The 25376-nt window shown below is 31.8% G+C and carries 18 protein-coding genes; 4 read left to right on the top strand and 14 right to left on the bottom strand.

Annotated features, from left to right (window positions below):
- Positions 1 to 26: 26 nt before the first annotated feature.
- The 14 genes from LACAL_RS03205 to LACAL_RS03140 all read right to left on the bottom strand — a co-directional run bounded on the left by LACAL_RS03205 (position 27) and on the right by LACAL_RS03140 (position 19536).
- Complete coding sequence (locus LACAL_RS03205; protein ID WP_013869262.1) at positions 27 to 839, bottom strand: purine-nucleoside phosphorylase; 813 nt, start codon at positions 837 to 839, stop codon at positions 27 to 29.
- Positions 832 to 1443, bottom strand: a complete 612-nt coding sequence (locus LACAL_RS03200; protein WP_013869261.1) for a TIGR04282 family arsenosugar biosynthesis glycosyltransferase — start codon at positions 1441 to 1443, stop codon at positions 832 to 834. Before LACAL_RS03200 ends, LACAL_RS03205 begins: the two co-directional genes overlap by 8 nt.
- Positions 1444 to 1445: 2 nt before the next feature.
- Positions 1446 to 1976, bottom strand: a complete 531-nt coding sequence (locus LACAL_RS03195) for a rhodanese-like domain-containing protein (protein WP_013869260.1) — start codon at positions 1974 to 1976, stop codon at positions 1446 to 1448.
- A gap of 19 nt (positions 1977 to 1995) precedes the next feature.
- The gene (locus tag LACAL_RS03190; protein ID WP_013869259.1) at positions 1996 to 2823 is read right to left on the bottom strand and encodes a metallophosphoesterase; all 828 of its coding nucleotides are present in this window, start codon (positions 2821 to 2823) and stop codon (positions 1996 to 1998) included.
- A gap of 30 nt (positions 2824 to 2853) precedes the next feature.
- A complete protein-coding gene (locus LACAL_RS03185) occupies positions 2854 to 4188 on the bottom strand; it encodes a sodium:solute symporter (RefSeq protein ID WP_013869258.1) in 1335 nt (444 codons plus the stop codon).
- 3 nt (positions 4189 to 4191) lie between these two features.
- Positions 4192 to 5637: a SusD/RagB family nutrient-binding outer membrane lipoprotein gene (locus LACAL_RS03180; RefSeq protein WP_013869257.1), complete on the bottom strand. Its 1446-nt coding sequence runs from the start codon at positions 5635 to 5637 to the stop codon at positions 4192 to 4194.
- 40 nt (positions 5638 to 5677) lie between these two features.
- Complete coding sequence (locus LACAL_RS03175; protein ID WP_013869256.1) at positions 5678 to 8872, bottom strand: SusC/RagA family TonB-linked outer membrane protein; 3195 nt, start codon at positions 8870 to 8872, stop codon at positions 5678 to 5680.
- Between the two features lie 63 nt (positions 8873 to 8935).
- Complete coding sequence (locus LACAL_RS03170) at positions 8936 to 9625, bottom strand: DUF2064 domain-containing protein (RefSeq protein WP_013869255.1); 690 nt, start codon at positions 9623 to 9625, stop codon at positions 8936 to 8938.
- A 38-nt stretch (positions 9626 to 9663) separates the two neighbouring features.
- Complete coding sequence (arsS, locus tag LACAL_RS03165) at positions 9664 to 10728, bottom strand: arsenosugar biosynthesis radical SAM (seleno)protein ArsS (protein ID WP_013869254.1); 1065 nt, start codon at positions 10726 to 10728, stop codon at positions 9664 to 9666.
- Positions 10729 to 10881: 153 nt separating this feature from the next.
- Positions 10882 to 11217 carry an arsenosugar biosynthesis-associated peroxidase-like protein gene (locus LACAL_RS03160; RefSeq protein WP_013869253.1) on the bottom strand — a complete coding sequence of 112 codons (336 nt, stop codon included), beginning with the start codon at positions 11215 to 11217 and terminating at the stop codon, positions 10882 to 10884.
- A 90-nt stretch (positions 11218 to 11307) separates the two neighbouring features.
- Positions 11308 to 11733: a DUF2452 domain-containing protein gene (locus tag LACAL_RS03155; RefSeq protein ID WP_013869252.1), complete on the bottom strand. Its 426-nt coding sequence runs from the start codon at positions 11731 to 11733 to the stop codon at positions 11308 to 11310.
- Positions 11734 to 11809: 76 nt separating this feature from the next.
- On the bottom strand, positions 11810 to 12034 hold the full coding sequence (locus tag LACAL_RS03150) for a hypothetical protein (RefSeq protein ID WP_013869251.1): 225 nt from the start codon (positions 12032 to 12034) through the stop codon (positions 11810 to 11812).
- Between the two features lie 135 nt (positions 12035 to 12169).
- A complete protein-coding gene (locus LACAL_RS03145; protein WP_013869250.1) occupies positions 12170 to 14473 on the bottom strand; it encodes a BamA/TamA family outer membrane protein in 2304 nt (767 codons plus the stop codon).
- A complete protein-coding gene (locus LACAL_RS03140) occupies positions 14473 to 19536 on the bottom strand; it encodes a translocation/assembly module TamB domain-containing protein (protein ID WP_013869249.1) in 5064 nt (1687 codons plus the stop codon). The genes LACAL_RS03145 and LACAL_RS03140 overlap by 1 nt, the downstream gene beginning before the upstream one ends.
- A 339-nt stretch (positions 19537 to 19875) precedes the next feature.
- Between LACAL_RS03140 and ilvD the strand changes: the two genes are divergently transcribed.
- From ilvD to ilvC, 4 genes are read left to right on the top strand one after another with little or no spacing between them, the layout of a single operon-like run.
- Positions 19876 to 21552, top strand: a complete 1677-nt coding sequence (gene ilvD / locus LACAL_RS03135; RefSeq protein ID WP_013869248.1) for a dihydroxy-acid dehydratase — start codon at positions 19876 to 19878, stop codon at positions 21550 to 21552.
- A gap of 30 nt (positions 21553 to 21582) precedes the next feature.
- Positions 21583 to 23316 (top strand): biosynthetic-type acetolactate synthase large subunit, encoded by a 1734-nt coding sequence (gene ilvB / locus LACAL_RS03130; protein WP_013869247.1) that lies wholly within the window; start codon positions 21583 to 21585, stop codon positions 23314 to 23316.
- 1 nt (position 23317) lies between these two features.
- Complete coding sequence (gene ilvN / locus LACAL_RS03125; RefSeq protein WP_013869246.1) at positions 23318 to 23848, top strand: acetolactate synthase small subunit; 531 nt, start codon at positions 23318 to 23320, stop codon at positions 23846 to 23848.
- Positions 23849 to 23870: 22 nt separating this feature from the next.
- Positions 23871 to 25373 (top strand): ketol-acid reductoisomerase, encoded by a 1503-nt coding sequence (ilvC, locus tag LACAL_RS03120; RefSeq protein WP_013869245.1) that lies wholly within the window; start codon positions 23871 to 23873, stop codon positions 25371 to 25373.
- Positions 25374 to 25376 lie beyond the last annotated feature (3 nt).

The raw sequence follows: 25376 nt of genomic DNA, 5'->3' as shown, positions 1-25376 counted from the left end.
GTTTCGACGCATTTATGTCTATCTACTTACAGGCTTTTAATTAATTCTTTAAATAATGTAATCATGTTAGGTTCTGCCTTTGTTGCCATAGCAATAATCTCTTCAATATCTACTGGCTTTAAGTTTTTAGGGTCGCACTCGTCTGTTAATACAGAAACGGCAGCAACTTTTAAGTTTAAATGGTTGGCAACAATAATTTCGGGAACCGTACTCATGCCCACAGCATCTGCACCAATAATTTTTAGCATTCTATATTCTGCTCTGGTTTCAAGTTGAGGTCCAACAACACTAGCATAAACACCTTTATGAAGTTTAATATTATTGGCTTTTGCAATGGTTTCAAATTTTGAATTTATTTCTGCATCGTAAGGCGCACTCATATCTGTAAAACGTTCTCCAAGTTTTTGAACACCTTTAAATGCTAATGGCGAACTACCTTGTAAATTAATATGGTCGTCAATTAACATTAATTCACCTTTTTTGAAGTCTAAATTTATTGCACCAGATGCGTTTGAAACTAATAGCGTTTTTATACCAAGTTTTTCCATTACACGCACAGGATATGTTACATCTTGTAAGGTGTAACCTTCGTAAATATGAAACCGACCTTGCATAACAATTACAGTTTTACCTTCTAGTTTACCATAAATAAGTTTTCCTTTATGAAACTCTACAGTAGCAGTTGGAAAATGCGGAATGTGGTTGTAACTTACCTCTTCAATAATCTCAAGCTCATCTGTAATTTTACTTAAACCAGTGCCTAGAATAATACCAACTTCAGGATTATTAAAACCTTTTTCTTTTAAGTATTCTACTGTTTTTTTTATGTATTTAATCATTGTTTTTTATAATATTTTGTAGTGGTTTAATATGTTCTAAATCTTCGTATAAATCTATATCATTTAATGTTTCTAATAAATGAATTTTTTGGTTTGTTAAGTTAGAAATTGTATCGCTAAAAACAGTTTCTGTTCCCCAATTTTTATTTTTAAAAACCGAAGTGTGTAGTGTTTTCATGCCTAATAGATAATAACCGCCATCTTCTGCTGGACCAATTACAACATCATTACTATCTAAGGCTTTAAAAGCGTCTTCAATATGTTGCGGTTGTAAATGAAATAAATCGCTACCAACAATAACAATTTTTTGGTAGTTGTTATTAAATCCATTTTTAAATGCGTTTTGCATTCTAATACCTAAATCGTCTCCAACTTGCTGGTATTTTTGAAATACTGAAGCATCCCATAAATCGTTCTCTCTAATTTTTACAGAATAATAGACCGCTTTATCTGCATCAACTTGTTTAATAACCTGTTCTGTATGCTGTAAAAGGTATTTGTAAACTCGTAATGCTGCTTCGTCTCCAATAGTTTTTGCTAAACGTGTTTTACATTTTCCTAACTCTGGATTACGTGTAAAGGTTATTATAAGATTCTTACGCATTTTTATTGCTTTTTAGAGTTTTTAGGTTGTTTTTCATCTTTTTTAAACACTTTTTTACCTTTTTTAAGCCATTTACTCCACGTTTTGTTAAAAGTATGTATGCTTTCTGTTTCGTTATTTTGAGAATCTATAACAGTAAAATCTTTATTTTTCCATTCAAAAATACCACCGTATAAATTATAAACATTTGTATATCCTGCTTTTTTTAGTTTTTCGCCTATAGTTTCAGAGCGAATACCAAGCGAACAATAGACTACTATTTTTTCAGATTTATTAGGATATTTTTTTTCAATTGAAGCCAAATCAAAATTATCGTAACCAACGCAAACAGCATTTTTTAAATGGCTGACTTCATATTCTTTTGGTTCGCGTGTATCAAAAATAATAGCTTTGGTTTTAGGCATTGCTAATTCTTCTACACTTATATATGGTACACCATTATCGTTGTACTGTTTTAGCAAATCGTCTATAGTTTTTTGAGCAGATAATTCTACAGAAAATAAAGCAATTAGTATAAGTATAACGTGTTTCATGGTACTGTAATTTAATTAATTAAAGCGTGATGCCAAAACCTTGCAAACCACTTTCTACTGCTGGTAAAATTTCGGTATTATCCCAAATTCCTGTTACAATAGTTCGGGCATATTCTTCTGGTAATAAACCGTTTTGCATAAGCTTATTAGTAAGCTTATAATTATAGTCGAGATTATAATGTTTAAATTGCAATTCGCCACTAGCATCGTCTAAAATAGCATACCAAACTTGAGGTGAACCATCGTTAGCAGGCATACCAATAACACCTGGATTTAGCCATAATTTATTGTTTTCTTCATGATAAAAAGGCAAACCACAGTGTCCAGCAACTATTACATCGCTTTGGGTGGCATTAAAGGTCTCTTCTTTTTTTTGCCAAGATGTAGATTTGAAAATAAATTCTGAAACATTAAAGTAATCACCATGTACAACGGTGATTTTTTTGCCAGCATATTCAAAAACAATATGATCTGGGAACGTTTCAAGATGGTTTATAGAACTTTTAGAAAGTAAACTTTGTGCGTAAGGATACCATAATTTTGAAAAACCATCGCATCGCGAACCTTCAGTAAAATCGCAACCACAATCTTCGGCATTTTCAATTAATTGTATTTCTACATTACCTAAAATACTATTAGCTTTCCAAAGTTTAAATAACTGTACGGTTTCTTCAGGTTGTGCGCAATAGCCAACTATATCTCCTGTGCAAATACAATTTTCTGCCGGAATTTCTTCTTTTTCGGCAATTGCTTTTAATGCTTCAAGTGCTTGAAGATTACTGTAAACGCCACCAAAAAGTAATACTTTACCTTTTAATGTTCCTATGTTGTTTATTTTTTTATTCATATATAATTCTGCTATAAAACAGAAAGTTTATTATTTTAAAAAAGCTTTTGGCAAAAAGTATAATACGATACAACTTAAAATACCCCAAATATTTACCCATAATAATTGTGCATATTTACCTGTTGTAAAAATTAAAGACTCTGGAAAGGCATTAAATACTAATAAAAAACCAAAAACAAGACCGCAAACCACACTTAAATAGAAGCTTAACCTTGGAGCGTTTACATTCCAAAACAGGAATATTGGAGTTAAACCAATAACCATTGTTCCTGAAATTGTAGTTGCTGAAAGGATTTCGGCATTAAAAAATATTGGAATAGTACCTAAAATAGCAATTACTACCATGGCTAACCTACCAAAAGAAATGTTTTTTCCGAAGCCTAAATCTATCGCTAGTAATTTTGAAAATGATGAAAATGTAGAGTCTAATGTTGATGCAGCAGAAGTTATCATTATAAAATTAATAACTAATAAAATAACAACACCAAAAGCTTTGCCAACCTCTACAGCGGCTTGACCTTTAAAACCTTGTGTTTGCGCATAAATACCAATAATGCTAAATAATATAATACACAAACCACCTAAAACGCTTGCCCAAAGAAAACTTTTTAAAGTCACTTTAGGTGTACTTATAAATGCACGATCTGTTAAAACAGGATCATGAAAAGGATAGCTAAACGATTGTAAAATGGCTGCAAAAAAGAGGTTTAAGCCTAACTCAAAACTCCAAGTTCCAGATGAAACTACTTGGCTTGCCGAAAAATTGTCTTTAGAAAAAATACTATATAAAATAATTATTAACAAAATTGAAAACAACACCATTTGTATAACATCTGTAAAAATAGAGCTGCTTAAACCACCTTTAATAGCATAGGCTAATGTTAATAATGTAAATACAATAATAGCAGTAAAGTAAGGAGTAGAACCTTGCACACCAAAGTATGAGCCAATAACCATAGTATTACTCCAAACTTCATTAAACAAACGAATGATTATTAATATTGAAAATAATGCAACTGCACGACGCCCATATTTACTGGTTAAAAATTCATGAATACTATTAAAACCACCTTTAGTTCTTAGTTTATAAATTAAAACACCAGCAACTGCAAAACTTAAGTAATAACCAGCGTAAGCAATACCACCAACTAAACCAAAGTCTAAACCTAAATTAGCAGCATTAGTAATACTTTTGGCAAAAATCCATGAGATAATTAAACTTCCAGTAAGTACTAATACATTTGGTGATTTTTTATTATGGTTTGCTTTAAAAAAAGAGTCACTGGTTTTTGCCAATGGCGAAAGTAGGAACAAGATTAAACTTGATCCTACTACTAAAACCCATTGCCATATTTCTGTGCTCATATTTTAATTTTCGTCCCACCAAACTGGGAAGTTAATACTGTTGTCGTTTGTTGCGCTTGCTGCTGCTTGGTAGTTTTCTGCATTTAAAGCTTCTTCCTCTGCAGGATAAGGCATTCTTACCGGAATTAAATTGTTGTTTAAACTTGCCGAAATTGGGTTAAGTTCTGGAAATCCTGTACGGCGATATTCTATCCAACCTTCGTAACCATTTATTAAATTGGCAATCCATTTTTGAGTAATAATTTGTTGTAACGGCGTTGTTCCTGGAGCATTAAATGCAGCATTTCCTGTTAAATAATCTATAGGCATTTGGGTTTGCCAATACTCAAAAGCAAGAGCGACTCCGTTATTATATAATTCTTCTGCGTTGGCTGTTATTAATCCTTTTTGGGCAGCTTCGGCAAGTGCAAATTGTACTTCCCAGGCGGTTATAAAATTAGCATCTAAAACCGAAGTATCTTCTCTAAATGCTGTTCCTGCTAAAGAATAATCGGCTAAAGCAATAGAGGTTGAAGAGGCATCAATACCATTAATTAGCCCATTAAATTCTTCTGAATTTGAATTTGCAAATGGTCTAAAAAAAGTACTTATTCTTGAATCACTATAATCTAAAAGAATATTTTCCATAGTTTCAGATAACACAAAATTATTAAAATCTCCAATTCGTAATTGTGCTAAACGGAAGCTGTTAGGATCTGAATTTGTGAAGTTAAAAACAGCATTTTCAGCATTAGTAGTTATGTAGTTTCCTTCACTTACTATGGTTTGCATTTCTGTAGCTACGTCTATTTTATCTGAAATTCTAAGCAAAGCTTTAATCTTTAATGCATTTGCAAATTTCACCCACGCATTTAAATCGCCATTAAATAATATGTCGCCTTCTAAAGGAATATTTTGAGAATAGTTTTGTATTGCAGCAATACCATTATCTAAGTTTTGTAAAATACCATTGTCTTCTGTGTAAATAGACTCTTGGCTATCGTAAACCGGTGTTACTGTACCATTAATACCGTTAAACGCTTCAAAATATGGCACATCTCCAAACAAATCTGTTAATCCTGCAGCCATGTATGCTTTTAAAATTAATGCAGGACCTTCGTAAACTTGAAATGTAGAAATGCTTCTTGATTGGTTTAAAATAATTTCATTATCTCTTAAGTTGGTATAAAAAATTGGCCAAGGATTCCCACCTAATTGAGGTGATTTTAAGGCATGACGATCAAATAAATTAAAATCTAAAGCCGTTCTATGTTGTGATAATAAATCTCCAGCTACAAAGCCTTCATAACTCATTTCGTCTCCAAAATTATATATTACTTGACGTAATAATAAACCAGGTTGTACAGTATTTGGAGTGTTGGGATTGGTATTTATGTCTTCGAAATCTTTTGTACAGCTTGTTGTAAAAGCAAGTATAATAAGACTGAATATATATAATGTATTTTTCATTATTATGAATTTTAGTTTTTTGTTTTACCCGAAAATTATTTTAAAAATTTAAACTAGCTTTTAATCCAAAACTACGAGAAGATGCATAACTCATGTCTTCAACACCGCTTACAAAACCAGTGCCTTGTACTGCTAATTGTTCTGGATCAAAATGTGGGTTCTCTGTAATTACAAAAAGGTTTCTTCCTATTAAAGATAAATCGATAGTGCCACCTTCTTTTAAACCTAAAAAGCCATCTTTTAATTTAAAGCCATAACCAATTGAAAATTGACGTAATTTTAAGTATGAAGCATCATATACATTATTTTCTTCATGATTTCTATCGTAAAATTGTCTGTAATAACTTTCGGCAGAAATAGCGATAGTATTAGGTTCTCCGGTTTGGGTAACACCTTGCGCAATAATACCTTCTTCGGGTCTGTATTCGGTTTCGGCTAATTGGCCGCCAACATTACCTAAAGCACTTGTTCTAGAAACTAATTCGCCGCCTTGTCTCCAATCGAATAAAAAGCTAGCGGTCCAATTTTTATATTTAAAATCGTTATTCCATCCTAAGGTAAAATCTGGGTTGTAATTACCTAGTTTTTGTAATTTGTTATCTGCAATATAGTTTCCGTTATCATCTATTATAAAATCTCCATTTTCATTTTTTAAATAACCTGTACCATAAAAATCACCAATACGTCCGCCTTCTTCAACTTGAAACCAAACGGTTTGGTTTTGAGAATCGTAAATCCTGCTATAAGCTAAAGTTAAACGGCCATCTGCCTGAGGTAACTCTGTAATAGTAGCTGTATTTGTAGCGAAATTAAACGTTGTATTCCAAGTGAAGTTATTGCTTTTAATAGGTGTTAATCCGGCAATAATTTCTACACCTTTAGAGGTTACTTTACCACCATTTACAACTTGTTGAGCATAACCAGAAGAAATAGGAATTGGTAAAGAAATTATTTGATCTTTAGTAATTGCATTATAATATGTGAAGTCAATTCTAAACCTATCGTTTAAAAAGCGTAAATCTGCACCAAATTCATAAGACGTTGTGCTTTCTGGTTTTAAATTTGAGTTAGGAATAAAGTCTTGGTCGCTAAATGTTGGCTCACTATTAAACGGCGTTTGTGATACAAATGCACCAGAAGTTTGGTAAGCGCCAGTATCGTTACCAACTTGAGCAACACTCGCTCTTAGTTTTGCAAATGAAATGCTTTCTGGTAACATGGTTACATTAGATAAAATAAAACTTGCTGAAGCTGAAGGATAAAAGAAAGAGGTGTTGTTTACTGAAAAAGGAGTGGCTAAAGCACTCGACCAATCGTTACGGCCAGTGATATCTAGAAACAAATAATCTTTGTAGCCAAATTTAGCAATACCGTAAAATGAATTTATACGTTTTTTAGATTTGTATTGAAATACTTCTATTGGTGATGCGGCATTATTTAAACTAAATATACCTGGTTGTGCTAAATTAACAGTTTGTGTTTGTTTTGTAGATGCTGTTTGGTCTAAACGGTTACCACCTAAAGAAACATCTATTTTAAAATCGCCAAACAGTGTATTATAATTTAGTAAAAAGTCTGTGTTAACCTCTCTGTAGTTAACATCATGCTCTGCGTAAGCACCATTTTTAAAGCGGTTACTTGAAAAAGCACGACGCAGTTCTCTTTTTTCACTAGAGTAGTCCATGCCAGTTCTTACTTGTAAGCTTAAATTATTAGTAAAATTGTGCTTTAAAGCAATGTTTCCAAATACACGATCACGATTAAAAGCGTTTCTGTTTTCGTATAAAATAAAGTAAGGATTATCGAAAAAAGTATAGTTAAACGAGTATTGTTGTACATTTTCTAGTCCAGGTTGCCAATAATTTTTCAGGTTATTAATATTTAAGCTTCGCGGTCCCCAAGCAACAAGAGAGTAGTTTACGTTTTCACTACCATAACCATTTGAAGGTCTATTATCACTACTTGAATTAGTATAAGCAATAGATGATGAAAAGGTTGTTTTTTCTGTAGGTTGAAAATTTAATTTTACAGCAACAGTTTGTCTATCTAAATTAACACCCGGAATTATAGATTCGCTTCTTAAATCGGTAAAAGACAATCTATAATCTCCATTTTCAAAACCATTTGCAATAGCAATATTATTAATTGTAGTAACACCAGTTTCGTAAAAATCTTTAAGGTTATCTGGGTGCGATTTTAATTCTGTAGGTCTAATTAAAGCAGGATTATTATAAAGTGAAGTGTCTCCACCACGAATAATATTTCCATTCTCTAAATATACAGGGCTATCAAATTGATTTACAGATATTCCTGCATCTAATCTTGGTCCCCAAGAATAACTAATGTTATCATTTGTGCCTCCTCCAAGACCATCTACAAACTCAAACATACCAGAGTTACCTTGACCATAAGAATTTTGAAAATCTGGTAGTCTAAATGCGGTGTCTATAAAAACAGAAGAGTTTATGCTAATACCTAAACCTTTAGTTTTTTTACCATCTTTAGTAGTAATAACAATTACACCATTTGAAGCTCTTGTGCCATAAAGTGCGGCAGCACTTGGCCCTTTTAAAACCGAAACTTCTTTAATATCGTCTGCATTAACTTCCATAGCACCATTTCCAAAATCTATTTCTTGAAAACCTGCAGCCGCTTCGTTAGTAAAATTAAATACAGTATTGTTATTTATAGGTATACCATCTACAACAAATAATGGATTGTTGTTAGAAAATGAAGCTTCACCACGAATTGTAATTTTAGAAGATGAACCAACACCTGTAGCGCCTTGCGAAACAGTTACACCAGCTAGTTTTCCTGCTAAATTATCTAAAAAATTAACAGATTTAACTTCATTTATACCTTCAGATTTTAGTGATTGTACAACATAACCTAATTCTTTTCTTTCGCGTTCTAGACCTAATGCTGTAATAACAACTTCGTCTAATGCCGAAGCATCTTCTTCAAGTTCAACATTAATTATTGTTTTGTTTTCAATAGGTATAACTTGTGTTTTATAACCTAAAAAAGAGAATTGAATTAAGTTTGTATTATCGTCAACTATAATAGAATATTTTCCATCTTCGTTAGTGATTGTTCCTTGATTGTTTGCTGTAATAATATTTACAAATGGTAGAGTTTCTCCATCATTAGCACTGGTAACAGTACCTGTAATTGTAGTTTGTGCAAAGCTAAAACTTGAAATTAGTAGCAACGCACATATGTAAATGTGTTTCATTTAATTAGTTTATATATTCAAATTAGTTTGTTTAGAAACAGTTTTGGTAATGTTTCTTATTTTTTAGGTTGAAAATATAAACGGTGAGCCTTTATTATAGTACGATGTAGTGTTTATCAGTTTAAAAAATTGAAACTGAAAATTTGCTATAGTTTTAGCTGAAGCAATAATTTGAAATAAAATATTTTTTATTAATACAGGCAGATTTCTAAAACTATTTAAAATAGTACTCGCATCCTTAGTAGAGTCAATATCTATTAAACTCTCTAATAATGAGATTTTAACTTTTTTAAGCGCTAATAATTTTAATATTCTATTATTTAACGAAGCAGTTTGCCATGGTAGATTTAAAAAATCTTTAGAATTGAATAAAGATTTTTTTATTGCCATTAAATAGAAACCACCATCTTGAGATGGACCTAAAACCAAGCTATTATTATTGCTTTTAAGTTTTCTATTAGCTTCTAGTATATGTTTTTTTTGTAAATGTGGCGTATCATTACCTACGGTAATAATATTATCGAATCCTTTATTAAAAACAAATTGTATGGCGTTTGTAAAACGAGATCCAAAAGTATCGCCAATTTGCTCTTTTTCTGTAATTATAAAATAAGGTAAATTGGTTTGTTTTACTTTATTTTTAATTTGAGAATTTAAAGCGTTAAATAAGGCAGTAGACTTTTTAAAAGGTTTATTTAAACCTTCTGCTTTTGCAGAATTTGCAAATATTAATATTGCTGTTTTTTGCCTCATTTATTGTTTTCGTAATTACGAAAAAAAGTGGATTTAATTTATGCTACAACACCTTGACAACTACTTCCTGCACCAGCAGTACAACCGTAGCAATGTTGTGATATAACTATATTTCTGCCTTCTAATAATTCTTCTTTATATTCACTAATATGTTTTGCTTTACTATTAACTGGTAAGTCTAACATTTGGTTAAAGTCACAGTCAAATAAAAAACCATCCCAACTTACAGATAAAGTGTTTGTACACATAACATTTTGTACAGCAGTAGGATTATAGGCTTCTACTAAAGCATACATATAATCTTCGTAGTTTTCACTAGCAATTAAATAGTCTAAAAAGCGAGAAATTGGTAAATTAGTTATGGCAAATAAATTGTGGAAACTTATACCAAAATCTTCCATTAATGCTTTTTTAAAGTCCTTTTCCATGGTTGCTTGATCTCCTGGTAAATAGGCGCCATTAGGGTTGTAAACTAGATCTAGTTTTAAGTCGCTATCTGGCATACCATATCCACGATCGTTTAATTCTTGCAAGGCTTTAATAGACATGTCAAAAACACCTTCGCCACGTTGCTTATCTGTTTTTCCTCTGGTCCAGTGTGGCATAGAGGATACAACATGAATATTGTGTTTTTTAAAGAAATCTGGTAAATCGTAATATTTTTTATTGGCTCTAATAATGGTTAAGTTAGAGCGTACAATAAAATCTTTAACGCCAACTTTTGCAGCTTCTTCAACAAACCATCTAAAATTTGGGTTCATTTCTGGAGCGCCACCAGTTAAGTCTAAAGTGTGCGCGCCTGTAACTTTTATAACATCAAGAATTTGTTGCATGGTTTCACGCGTCATTATTTCTTTTCTGTCTGGTCCTGCATCGACATGGCAATGTTCACAAACTTGATTACACATGTAACCAACATTTATTTGTAGGATTTCAAGTTTTCTTGCTTTTAAAGGAAATTGGTTTGTTTCAGCAATTTTAGTTTTAAAAGTTGGTAATTCTCCACTACCAAAAATACCATTAGATAAAATTTCTAATTGTCTATTACTATTTGCTAAATCACTATCCCTTTTTTGTAGTGATTGTGTTTTTAATTTACCCATTATTAAGTTTTACTGTAATGTTTACGTAAAATTGCTTTGTTTAGTTTTGAGAAATTTGAGGGTTTGAAATGTTGTAAAATTTTAAGTTATAAATAATAACTGTTCTATTTTAACTATGTCTATATATTATACTTTAAGAAAAGTATAAAGAAATTACATTTCTAATTTGTTCACTTTATTCATCATTTGAACACCGTGAACTAAAGTAGCTCCACTTTTTATGGCTGCTCCAACATGTAATGCTTCCATCATTTCTTCTTTTGTAATCCCGCGTTGTAATCCATCTTTTGTATAAGCGTCTATACAATATGGACATTGCTCTGTATGTGCTACTGCTAATGCTATTAGAGATTTTTCTCTTGCAGTTAGTGAACCTTCTTCAAAAACTTTTCCATAGTAATCAAAGAATTTGTCACCTAATTCCTGGTTCCATTCACTAATTTTTCCAAATTTTCTAAGATCTGCAGGATCGTAATATGTTTTGCTCATTATAGTTTGAATTTATGCTAAGATATAACTCTAGTTACAATAGTCGTAAGTAAATAGGTTTCTTAACAGTTAAAGAAATGATTTTATCAATTATTTTATTGCTTTAATATTGTTATCGGTTTTTTTCCAAATTAACTCAGAATTTAGATAAAAACTACCTATAAAATTAAAGTTGCATTCGTTTGGTGGGATTATAGAAAGAAAGGCTTGTTCTTTTTTGTCTCTATATAAGTGGTAGGTGTTACCTATAATTGGTTCGAAGTTAAATTTAGCATTATAAACTAAGTTATTATACTCTAATTCTTCCATCATTTTCTTGTACTCGGCCTGTAGTTCAAGATATTTAGCTTCTATTTGTTTATTAGCTTTTAAAATATTTTTATTTTTCCAGGTAATATTCTCAGTTGCTTTTATTGCAGGAGCACCAACATTTGTTGCATATGGTTTTAAAGATGCATCATATTTTTGAGTGCTTTGATTAAAAACTACATTATCTGGTTTTTTCTTTTCTTTCATATTAATTTAAAAAAATAATGGATTTAATAAAGCGATGCTAAACTAAATCCATTTTATAAAAAAAATTATAATTTTATTAAACCGTTGGTCTTCCGTTAAGGCGTTTTTCGATTTTTTTCTTCTTTTCTGTTACTCGTTTCATGACATCCATTATATTAGAATCTTTTGTCTTTTTATAAAATTCGTTCAAACCTAATATAATTGTTTTTGCTTTTCTCGAAGCTTCTACACGATCGCTAGTAGACATGTGACTCATTTTCATATCCTCAAATTCTTGAGCTTCAACTAGTAGGGTTTCCATATTTATCTAAAATTTAATTTGTTAAAAGTAAAAAATAGAAATTAATTTTTTATTAAAGGAATCATAAAATATAACTATTATGCTATTTGTTACTTATATAGTTGAAAAAAATACAAAAAAAAAATTAAATAATCCTTAAAAAGGATACCCAATAGCAAAGTTTAATATTGGTTCGTCAATTTTAAAGTCAAAACGTTCCCTTTCGTCTAATGAAGGGTCATGAAATGGTGCTGCTAAATCAAACCTAATTACAAAACCTTGAACATCTACACGTAAACCTACGCCAGCTCCCATTCCTAATTCGCTTAAAAAGTTACTTGAAATTTTTCCTCCTGGTAGTGCAGGATTTTCTTCAGAATTCCAAACATTACCAGCATCGGCAAATACGGCACCTTTAAAATAACTAAATATAGGAAAGCGGTATTCTACATTTGCCTCTAATCTTATATTACCTGTTTGGTCGAAAAAGGTTCCGTTTTCTGTGCCTAACTCGTTATATGTACCTGGGCCAAGTGATCGAATTCTAAAAGCTCTTACACTGTATGGACCTCCAGAATAGTATTGCTTTGTAAATGGTAATACATCTGAATTTCCATAAGCTAAACCATAACCAGCAAATAGGCGAGTTGCTATTTTTTGTTCTTTACCAAAATTAAAATGATATCTAAAATCGACATCTGCTTTTGCATATTGTGCATACTCTAAACCAAGAAACTGTTTTGCTTCTCCTGTTTCTTTTTCTTTACCTAAAAGGCTAATAGTGTTTCCTGCAACGTCAAAATTAAAGTTAGCATAAATTTGATGTGTTTTAGTGTTATTAACTAACTCGTTATAAGTAAAAGAATACGTTAGTCCAGATATAAATTCTTGGTCAAAACTACGCTCTAAAAAAGGATTGTCGTTTAAAATAGTTTGAAACTCATCTGTAGTATTAGAGAGTTTTGTATAGTTTGTAGAAATAGGGTTAATAACATGTGTTACATATTTATTGGCATCCCAAACGTAACCAAATCTTGCTTTTGCAGATAGTAGTGTATATAATTGGCTTCGGTTTAAATAATCGAATCCAAGTGATGTTTTTGTTTTAGGTATGGAATACTCAAAATAATTATCGCTAATTTTAATAGGAAATAATACACGCGGAAAAATAAGTTCGGTTTCAAAACCTAGTTCTAAACTGCTTAATCCTGCTTGGTTGCCACTTGCAATTTGCGTTTCGTATGCTGCCTTGGTGCTAATGTTTAATGTTTCTCCACCTTGAAACAAATTTCTGTTGCTATATGTTAGTATTAATGCAGGACCAGCAAAACTATTAGATTTTGTTACTGCTTGAATTTCTGCACGAACAGCTCTTTTATTTAATGGTGATAAATAAATGTTTGTTTCTAAAACACCTATACCATCATCTGCTATAGAATCTGTTTCTTTGTACTGAATATTCACAAATTTATAAGCGCCAATTGTAGAAAGTCTTCTTGCTGTATTTTTTGAGGTTTGAGGATTGTAAAGTTGTCCTTCGCTTAATGTAATAAAAGGATCTAAACGATCTGGACGAAAAAACTTAGGGTCTTGTATGTAGGTTTTATTATTGTAGCGTTCACTGTCATAAACCTTAGAGTCTTTAGGCAATTCGTAGTCTGGATAAATATTTACTTTACCTAACTTATATGGAATAATTGCTTTTTCGGGAACATTATTTTTAAGTTTTAAAAATAAATCAATACGCTTATTGTCGTACCTATTACTATCTGCTTCAAAAATTAAAAAGTCTGGATTAAAATTATAGTAGCCTTTGCTTTTAAGTGTGGCATCTAATCGTTGTCGTTCTAGTTTCATACTTTCTAAATCAAAACGAATACCTTTTTTAAAATTAGAGTTTTCTGCGGTGCTTTTTAGTTCTTCATATAAAGGAGAAGCTAAGGAGTCTACTTGGTAAGTTTCAATTTTATATGGTGTTGGTACGGTAACGGAATAGGTTATGTGAGCTTCTTTGTTTTTTTCGTCTTCGGTAAAACTTGAAGTTGCACGGCTATAAAAAAAGCCATTGTTTTCTAATTTATTTACTAAAACATCTTCTACTTGAAAAGATTCTACATCACTTTGATAAACGGGTTCTTCTCCAAATTGTTTAAATAACCAACGGTTTAAAAAGCCTGGGTTTTCTTGTTGCATTTTATAGTAATAATGCAAACCGGGTCTTAGTCCTAAAAATTTAGAGTTTGGTTCTGGGCTAATAGTTGCCTCTAGAACTGGTTTTAAATCTTCGGGATTTTCTACTAAACTATCTGCTTTTATTTCAATATTAGCACCTGTGTATAGTAGTTCGTCTTCTGGAATGTATTTTTTTACAGCACAGGATTGTGCTATAAATATAAATGCAATTATAGCAAGTAAGCTGTTGAGTTTTATGGCTGTTTTATATGTGGGTTTTTTAATCACTAATTTTTGTTTATATCTTCGTTTTCAGGATCTATTTTTTCTTTGTCCTTTAATTTTTGTTCTTTTTTTAAACGATCTCTTTCAAGCTTTTCGGCTTTAGTTTCATTATAAAGTATAGCTTCCCATAGTTCGCTAAATTTATTAAATTCTTGAGTAAAAATAAGACCAATACCACTAACTATTGTTTGTCCGTCGATAACGTTTTCAAATTCATTTCGTCTAAATCCTTTTAATTTATAGCGTCCGTTTTTTGTGAGTAAATATTCTAAACTTACGTTTCCAATTAAAGGTGTAGATTCTCCTGTAGAGCTACTACCTTGTAAATCTACTTCACTACCAACGCGTACCACTAAACGATCGTCAAACAGGCGTTTTTGAGCAGCTACATTTAGTTGTGTTCTGTCTTGTGGTGTATCGCCTTGGTAATCTGTAAAACTATCTAAACCAAAATCGAGTTCGAAACCAGAGTCACCTAAAAGTTTGTTTGAGAATACATTTAATTGGTCTGAAACGGCATCGTTTAAATTGTCTCTAGCTACTGTTGCAAAACCTCCGGTACTACCATCGCTTCCTGGTTCTGGATAGAAACGATTTAATACTAATAATGAAAATACTTGACGATTTAATTCGCCTTCTTGTTGATTAACTTGTTGTACACGACCATAAACTTGACCACTTATAGCGCCTTGTTCGTCTTCTGGCATATCTAATTTAAAAGATATTTTAGGTTGAAGTAATTCGCCATCGATATTTAAATAGACATAAAAAGGTAAAACTTGACGGTATTTACTTCTAACTGATGGGTCTGCGCCAGAAAGTTGTGGTGCCATTAAAGGCGAAGCCGAAGCTTTTAAATTATAAATTGCTCTTACATCTAATTTGGCATCAAATGGATCACCAGACCAAGTCACTTTACTACTTGGTGCTAACTCGAATTTACGATTAACTATGTTGTATAAATTCATTTCATACAGGCCAGCATCTACATTGTAAGTTCCAACAAGGTTCATGCGTCCGTTTGGTTTCATTGTAAAATCAAAATCACCATGGCCAGAAACTTTAAAATAGTCTCCGGTATCTTCGTCTATAATTATTGTGACTGTTGCTTTATCTCCAACTTTTAAAAATGTTTTAATATCGAAACCTTTAATAGTTGCTGTTTTTTCTTCGGTTTGTGTTAAAATAGCATCTGGGTTTTCACGATTTACAAACACTACAACACCATCGCGTTGTTCTATGTTTACTGTTGCAGAAGGCATAACATAAGTAACATCTGTATTAGAGTTAATTGTCGCGTTAGCACTTAATTTAGGTATTTGTAAATCGCCGGTTAGCTTCGCATCTGCATCAAAACTTGCAGTGCCATATAAAAAGTCGTTGTCTTCTTTAGAAGCATTTAAAAACTGAAAGTCTTTGGCGTCAATATCTAAATTAAAAGTTGGGTTAATAAATGTTTCTGTACCAATATCTCCAGAAACTATAAGGTTGTTATTGTTTTCATCTTTAATTGTGAAATTAGATAGAGTAATGCCTTCGTTATTGGCGCTTAAAGTTTCATTTTCTAAAGTAAATGCGGCATTAAACATAGCAATGTTAAACTTAGCGGCATTAAAATCTAGCTTACCTTGATAGATAGGGTTTGTGCTTGTGCCGCTTAATTTAAAATTACCAGAAAAATCACCACTAGTATTTTTTAGATAGCCTTGAGAAAATTTTTCTAAAGCTTGCATTTTAAAGGTATTAATGTCTAAGCGTAAATCTAGATTAGCTCCAGTTTCATTTGCACCATAATCGCCAACTAAATCTAAATCTATATCACCACCTTTAAGTGTTGAATTAAATGCGTAATTGTTTCCGCCAAGAGATCTTCCTGTAATAGCAAGTGTTCCTAAATTTGCTTTTAAAATTTCAAGTGTATTAATTTCTAAATCGGCTAAAATTCCTGTGTCTTTAAAAGGTTCTTCTAAAATAAAATCACCATTTATTGTTCCAGAAGCTAGTTTAGATTCTGTATTAAAGTAACTTAAAAAATCGGCTAGATTAAAACGTTTAAAGTCTATAGCTATGTGTTCTTTTGTGATGTTTTGTAAGCTATCTGTTAATTCTACAGATTGATTACCATTACTAATTTTAAAATTGTTGAAATTAAGGCTGTTGCCTGTATAAATCATTTTGTTGTTTGCAGGAACTAGCCATTGTTCTTGGTTAAAAGTAAGGTTGTCTTGTAGTACTTTAAATGTAAGTTCTTCTCTGTTTCCTGTAATTTGCGAAAGCACATTTATTAGCTTTTCATCTTTGTTATATGCTGTTATGGTAAGCAGCATTTCGTTGTTTTTTTGATCGCCAGAAATTTTTGTTCGCTGTATGTCTATTGGTCCGGCTTTAAAGGCATTAAAACCAAAATCGAAATTTAAGTCGGTTTTATTTGTATTCATATTAAATGCTAAACTGTCTAATTCATAGCCGCTATAATTTATATGCGGTGCAGTAATATCAGCAACTAGTTTACGTTCTGCCTGCTTAAAATCTACAGCAATAGAAACCGTATCTAAATCTTTTACATTTACTAATAATACATCGTTTAAAAGTGGAGATTGTGCAATGTGACCTTTAAGTGTCATATTAACAGGTTTCGCTAAAGAGTCTTTAAAAACAATATCTCTATAGAAATAGCTATTTATATGTTTTTGTAAAGCTTTAGAAAACGTTTGTGGGTCTGTATTAGATTGTAAATCTAAATCTACTAATTTGTTTTTAAATTTAACCGATGTTGTGTCGTTTCTTACAAAGCCAGAAGCGTCAATACCACCTAATAAGTAAGTTTTACTATCGTAAACAACTACGCCATCTTCAATATTAGCATCAAACTTATATTTTTCACTGTTCCCTTTAAAATTAGCTTTAAGTTTTAAACCCGTTCTAACATCTCTGTCTATTAAGCCTAAGCCTTGTAGATTAGCACCAATAAGGTCAAGATTAATTTTTGCTTCTGGAGCAATAGAATCTAAAACAACTAAAGCATCCAGGTTTAAATTAATATTATCATCTTTATATTTAGATAGTATATTGCCTTTCCCATCTTTAATGTTTCCGTTTAATTTTAAATCTTTAATAGCATAATTATTATAACCAAAACTTGAAACAATAGCTTCAATATTGGCATCTAAGGTGTTTATAGATTTGCCACTACCTTTAGTTTCTAGGTTTAAAGTTAAATTTCCTAGGGTTTCGTTTTGTAGTAATTCACTTAATTTATAATCTGTTATTGCTACGTTAGCATCAAAAGCTATGGTATTTGTGTTTTTAAAATTACCATTAATTATTGCTATGCCTTGAGAGGTTGAAATTTTAGAATTTGTAGATATATTATCTAAACCACCATTAATTGTTCCTACAATTTTTATATCCTGAGGCAGCGAAACGCTTAAAGATTTTTCATCTATAAATTGAGTTAAATCAGATTTTATAGTTTCGGCAGAAAATGATGGAATATTTAATTTAAGATTATCTGGATTGGTGATATTTTGTATTGTTCCATTTGCTGAAATTCTTGTGCTATTTCCCCAATTAATAAAGGCATCATTTAATTTAATGTTTGATAAATATCCAGTTGTATTTATTGAACCTTGAATTTGTTTTTTACTTAGTGTTTGTAAGTAAGTATTTGATTTTAATTTTGGCTGAAATTTAAAAACTTCATCTAAGCTAATTTTAAAATCTGGTAGATTTAAAGTTATTTTAGACGTTTCTGGTGAAGTTAATAAAGATGAAATAGAATTGTAATTTAATTCTAAATCTCCTGCAATGGCATTGTTGTTTAAAAGAAGCTTTAGATTTTCAATATTAAGTTTTTGGTCCGAAATGTTAAATTGAAATGCTAAATTCTTTAAATTTAATCCTGAGGTTTCATTAAAATTGAAAGTCTCAATATTTAAATTTCCGTTTTTATCTTTTAGCGTAATTGTATTAGCTTTTAAATTTAAGTTGTTTAAAGCAATTGCATTTGGGTTAAATTTATTTACGCTTGGCTTTGTGTTATTCACAAAATAACCCAAAGCATTATTTTCTAAATTTATATTACTTAAATTAAGTTCTAAATTGGGCCAGATAAAATTATTTAAATCTTGATTTGCTTCATCTTTAACAATATTCTCTTCTGTTTTAGTATGAATTTGAATATTCGAATTTTTTAAATCTAATGTGTTTATCGCTATAGTGTTGTTTGATAAATCTGCGTTGGGAATTTCAGTATAAAAATCACCAATATTAATATTTGCAGTAATATCATCTGCTTGCGATTTATAATTTGCGACTACATTTGTTAAGCTTAATTTATCGGTAACTATTTTTGGTAAAGGAGTTGCTTCTGTATTAGGGTCGGTTGCAACTTCACTTTGAAAGAATTTAATTTTAGCATCTTTTAATTCTGCATTATCTATATTGAATGCCATTGTTTCTAAATCAATGGTATTAACATCTAATTTCATTTTTTTAAAATCGAATCGACTTTCAATTCCAGCAACAGCATCTGTATAAACTACATCAAAATTTCTAAAATTTAGATCGCCTAAAACAATATTTAAAGGATTTGTAGTTGTTGTGTCTACAGTTGTTTGGGTAGTTGTAAAAGCATCTATTAAAAACTGAAAATTAAAGCCGTTTACAGTATCTTTTCTTATAACATTAGCACGTAAACCGTCCCAGTCTAAAGCATCAATACCAATCGCTTCGCCGTTTATCATTTTCCATAACGGTATATTGGTTTCTAGTGATTTAGAATATACTAGTGTATCTCCGGTTTTATCCTCAAGATACAAACCATCAAGTTTTATATCACCATCAAAAGTGATAAATAATTTTTCTATTTCAACTATGGTATTCGTTTTATTGGAAACATAATTTGTTGCTTTGTTTACAATTATATCTTGACCAAACGGGCTGCGAATAAATAGAATTAATAAAAATAGTAGAGTAAGAATAACTAAAAATATTTTACCGACTGTTTTAAGTATGCGGTACTTTTTAGTTTTTGTTTTTTTGCTATTAGTTTTAGAGGGCTCCAAATTTATATTTAAGTGATTAACAAATTTATAATATTCTAAGAATAGAATAGTGCTTTAAAAAATAATTTAAGGCTAAAGTTTTGTTAAAGAAATGATTAACTAAGGTCGATTAACGATTTAAATAAGATGTATTTGATTTAATTTAGAAGGTGTGCGGTTGAGCTTTTATAAAGTTTTATTTTTTTTGAACATCAGACTAATGCTATTTTAACTCTCTGTTTTATAGGTGATTAAGATGAATTTGTTATTTCTGAATTTAATCTCTTTTAAAGTAGATCAATTTCATCCAAATGTCAAATTTCTAATTTAGATTAATATTTAAATAGAAGTCGACCATCAATGGAATTAAATAAATACAGTAAAACTGTAACACAAGACCCAACACAACCAGCAGCACAAGCAATGTTGTATGCTATTGGATTAACAAAAGAAGATTTTTTTAAGCCTATTATTGGTATTGCAAGTACAGGATACGAAGGTAATCCATGCAACATGCACCTTAATGATTTAGCTAAATTGGCTAAAAAAGGTGCTAAAAACGAAGATGTTGTAGGTCTTATTTTCAATACAATAGGTGTTAGTGATGGTATTTCTATGGGAACTCCAGGTATGCGTTATTCATTACCTTCTCGCGATATTATTGCAGATTCTATGGAAACCGTTGTGCAAGCCATGAGTTATGATGGTTTAATTACAGTTGTTGGATGCGATAAAAATATGCCAGGAGCATTAATGGCAATGATTAGGCTAAATCGTCCAAGTATTTTAGTGTATGGAGGAACAATAGATTCTGGTTGCCATAACGGAAAAAAACTAGACGTCGTTTCTGCTTTTGAAGCTTGGGGAAGCAAAGTTGCTGGAACCATGGAAGAAACAGAATATCAAAATATAGTTGAAAAAGCTTGTCCAGGAGCAGGTGCTTGTGGTGGTATGTATACTGCAAATACTATGGCTTCAGCTATTGAAGCTTTAGGGATGACTTTACCATTTAACTCGTCTAACCCAGCATTAAGTGATGCTAAAAAAGAAGAGTCTGTTAAAGCTGGTGAAGCCATGCGTGTGTTATTAGAAAAGGATATTAAACCTTCAGATATTATTACACGTAAATCTCTAGAAAACGCAGTACGATTAGTTACTATATTAGGAGGTTCTACAAATGCGGTACTTCACTTTTTAGCAATTGCAAGAGCAGCAGATATCGATTTCACTTTAAAAGATTTTCAAGATATAAGCGATAACACACCATTTTTAGCCGACTTAAAGCCTAGCGGAAAATACCTAATGGAAGATGTTCACGCTGTTGGCGGAATTCCTGCGGTTCTAAAATATTTATTGAAAAAAGGATTAATTCATGGCGATTGTTTAACTGTTACAGGAAAAACAATTGCAGAGAATTTATTGGATGTTGAAGATTTAACTGAAGGTCAAGATGTAATAAAACCAATTGAAGAACCAATAAAAATTTCAGGTCATTTAAGAATGCTTTATGGTAATCTTGCTACGGAAGGTTCTGTTGCTAAAATTACAGGAAAAGAAGGTTTAAAGTTTATTGGTAAAGCAAAAGTGTTTGAAGGCGAATATGCTGCAAATGATGGTATTCGTGATGGATTAGTTGAAAAAGGAGATGTTGTCGTAATTCGTTACGAAGGTCCAAAAGGAGGACCAGGAATGCCAGAAATGCTAAAACCAACTGCTGCAATTATGGGAGCAGGTTTAGGTAAAGATGTAGCATTAATTACAGATGGTCGTTTCTCTGGAGGAACGCACGGTTTCGTAGTTGGGCACATTACTCCAGAAGCTCAAGAAGGTGGCAATATAGCTTTAGTAAAAGATGGCGATATGATTACCATTGATGCCGAAACAAACTCCATTGTTTTAGAAGTTACAGAAGAAGATTTACAAAAAAGAAGACAAGAATGGAAAGCACCAGATTTAAAGTTTAAACGAGGTGTTTTATACAAATATGCTAAAACCGTATCATCTGCCTCAAAAGGATGTGTAACTGACGAGTTTTAAACAAAAAATAATTATCCAAATCAGATTAATATGGATACAAAAACTTTAAAAAAAGAAACAAACAAAACGCAAACTACAGAGCGTATCTCTGGTAGTGAGGCCATTATAAAATGTTTGTTAGCAGAAGGTGTAGATGTTCTTTACGGATATCCTGGAGGAGCAATTATGCCAGTATATGATGAGCTTTATAAGTACCAAGATAAAATTCATCATGTGTTAACACGTCACGAGCAAGGTGCAACCCATTCTGCTCAAGGTTACGCACGTATTTCTGGTAAAGTTGGTGTTGCAATTGCAACCTCTGGACCAGGAGCAACCAATTTAATAACAGGTATTGCAGACGCACAAATAGATAGTACACCAATGGTTTGTATTACAGGTCAGGTCGCTTCGCATTTATTAGGTAGTGATGCGTTTCAGGAAACAGATATTGTTGGTATTTCTACGCCAGTTACAAAGTGGAATTGCCAAATCACTAAAGCGTCAGAGATTCCTGAAGTTATGGCTAAAGCTTTTTATATCGCTAAAAGTGGGCGTCCAGGTCCTGTTTTAATTGATATTACAAAAGATGCTCAATTTGAAGAATTCGATTTTAAATATGAAAAATGTAAAGGTGTAAGAAGTTATATTCCGATTCCTAAATTAAATCATAGTGAGGTTGAAGCTGCAGCACAATTAATTAATACAGCTAAAAAACCAATGATTGTTTGGGGTCAAGGCGTGTCTTTAGGTCAGGCTGAAACCGAATTTAAAGCAGTTGTTGAAAAGGCAGGAATCCCTTCCGCTTGGACAATATTGGGTGCAGGAGCAATACCAACATCTCATCCCTTAAATATTGGTATGGTTGGTATGCATGGTAATTATGCGCCAAATGTGTTGACTAATCAGTGCGACTTGTTAATTGCAATTGGTATGCGTTTCGACGATCGTGTTACTGGCAATCTAGCAACGTATGCTAAGCAAGCAAAAGTGATTCATTTTGAAATTGATCCAGCCGAAATTGATAAAAACGTTAAAACAGATGTGGCAGTTTTAGGAGATGCAAAAGAAAGTTTAACTGCCTTACTTCCGCTTTTAGAAGAAAAAACACATCCAGAATGGCATCAAAAGTTTAAAGATTTATATGCTATTGAATATGAAAAAGTAATAAAAAATGACATTCATCCTACAAAAGAAGGTTTAACAATGGGTGAAGTTTTAAAAGAAATTAATTCGCAAACTAAAGGAGATGCAGCAATTGTAACAGATGTTGGCCAACATCAAATGATAGCCTGTCGTTATGCTAATTTTAATAAAACAAGAAGCAATATCACTTCTGGTGGATTAGGCACAATGGGCTTTGGTTTACCTGCTGCAATTGGAGCAAAAATGGCAGCTCCAGATCGAGAAGTTATTTCAATTTCTGGAGATGGTGGTTACCAAATGACCATTCAAGAATTGGGCACCATTTTTCAGCAAAAAATACCAGTAAAAATTGTGGTTTTAAATAACGAATTTTTAGGTATGGTTCGCCAATGGCAACAGTTGTTTTTCGATAAACGTTATGCGTCTACAGAAATGATAAATCCAGACTTTGTAGCCATTGCTAAAGGGTATTTTATTGAAGCCGAAAAAGTTACAAAGCGTGAAGATTTAAAGGAAGCAGTCGCTAAAATGATAAACACAGATGGACCATATTTTTTAGAGGTTTGTGTAGAAAAGGAAGACAACGTGTTTCCAATGATACCAACAGGTGCATCAGTTTCAGACGTAAGATTAGAATAATATGGAAGCAGAAAAAAACATATACACTGTTTCGGTTTACACCGAAAATAATATAGGATTATTAAATCGTATTTCGGCAATATTTCAACGTAGACATATAAATATTGAAAGTATAAATTCTTCGGTTTCAGAAATTGAAGGTGTTTCAAAATTTACCATAGTTGTAATTGTAACGGAAGACCAAATGAAAAAAATAATTGGTCAAATTGAAAAACAAGTCGAAGTTATTAAGGCTTACTTTCATACAGATGAAGGTACTATTTATCAAGAGTCTTGCATCTTTAAAATGAAGTCTGATTTATTGTTTGAAGAACGACAAATTCAAAATATTATTAAAGAAAGTAATGCAAGAATTGTAACTGTAAATCGTGACTTTTTTGTAATAGAAAAATCTGGACGTAAAGAAGAAATAGAATTATTATATAGAGAATTAAGTGCTTTTGGAATCATGCAATTTACGCGCTCAGGACGCATTGCTGTTACTAAAGACGAAATGAAAATATCAACAATGCTAGAAGCTTTTCAAGCATAACCAACAATTAAAATATAAGACAATGTCAAATTATTTCAACACATTATCATTAAGAAACCAATTAGATCAATTAGGTAAATGTAGATTCATGGATGCTTCAGAGTTTGAAGATGGTGTCAATGCATTAAAAGGCAAAAAAATTGTAATTATTGGTTGTGGTGCACAAGGCTTAAATCAAGGACTAAACATGCGTGATTCAGGTTTAGATATTTCATATGCATTAAGGCAACAAGCTATCGATGAGAAGCGTACTTCTTATAAAAATGCTACCGATAACGAATTTAATGTAGGTACTTATGACGATTTAATTCCTACTGCAGATTTAGTATTAAACTTAACACCAGACAAGCAACACACAAACGTTGTAAAAGCAGTAATGCCTTTAATGAAAAAAGGTGCTACTCTAAGTTATTCTCACGGATTTAATATTGTTGAAGAAGGTACAAAAATAAGAGAAGATATTACCGTAATTATGGTTGCTCCAAAGTGTCCAGGAACAGAAGTGCGTGAAGAATATAAACGTGGTTTTGGTGTACCAACATTAATTGCTGTACATCCAGAGAACGATCCAGAAAATAAAGGTTGGGCTCAAGCAAAAGCTTATGCAGCTGCAACTGGAGGTCATCGTGCTGGTGTGTTAGAATCGTCTTTTGTTGCTGAGGTAAAAAGTGATTTAATGGGTGAGCAAACTATTTTATGTGGTTTGTTACAAACAGGTGCAATTTTATCTTTCGATAAAATGGTAGCCGAAGGTATTGAGCCAGGTTATGCTGCAAAATTAATTCAGTTTGGTTGGGAAACCATTACTGAAGCCCTAAAACACGGAGGAATTACAAACATGATGGACCGTTTGTCTAATCCAGCAAAAATTAAAGCATACCAATTGTCTGAAGAATTAAAAGATATCATGCGTCCTTTATTCGAGAAACATATGGACGATATTATTTCGGGTCATTTCTCAAAAACCATGATGGAAGATTGGGCAAATGATGATGTAAATCTTTTAAAATGGAGAGCAGAAACAGGTGAAACTGCATTCGAAAAAACAACGTTAACAACAGATCATATTTCTGAGCAAGAATATTTTGATCATGGAACATTACTAGTCGCATTTGTAAAATCTGGTGTTGAGTTAGCTTACGAAACCATGGTAAGTTCAGGAATTATTGAAGATTCTGCGTATTACGAATCACTTCACGAATTACCACTAATTGCAAACACCATTGCTAGAAAGAAATTATTTGAAATGAACAGAGTCATTTCAGACACAGCAGAATATGGTTGCTATTTATTTGATCATGCTTGCAAACCTTTATTAACCGATTTCATGAAAACCGTAGATACAGATATTATTGGCAAACCATTTTCAGCATCAACAGGAGTGGACAATGTAGAATTAATTGCAGTAAACGATGCCATTAGAAATCATCCAATCGAAACGGTTGGTAAGCGATTAAGAGCAGCAATGACCGCAATGAAAATTATAAAATCTGATGTAAAATCAGAAGAATCAGTTTTAGCTTAAATC

This window comes from Lacinutrix sp. 5H-3-7-4 (assembly GCF_000211855.2).
Lineage (GTDB): Bacteria > Bacteroidota > Bacteroidia > Flavobacteriales > Flavobacteriaceae > Lacinutrix.
The sequence above is the reverse complement of the archived record's forward strand: the minus strand, read 5'-3'. Positions and strand labels throughout refer to the sequence as shown.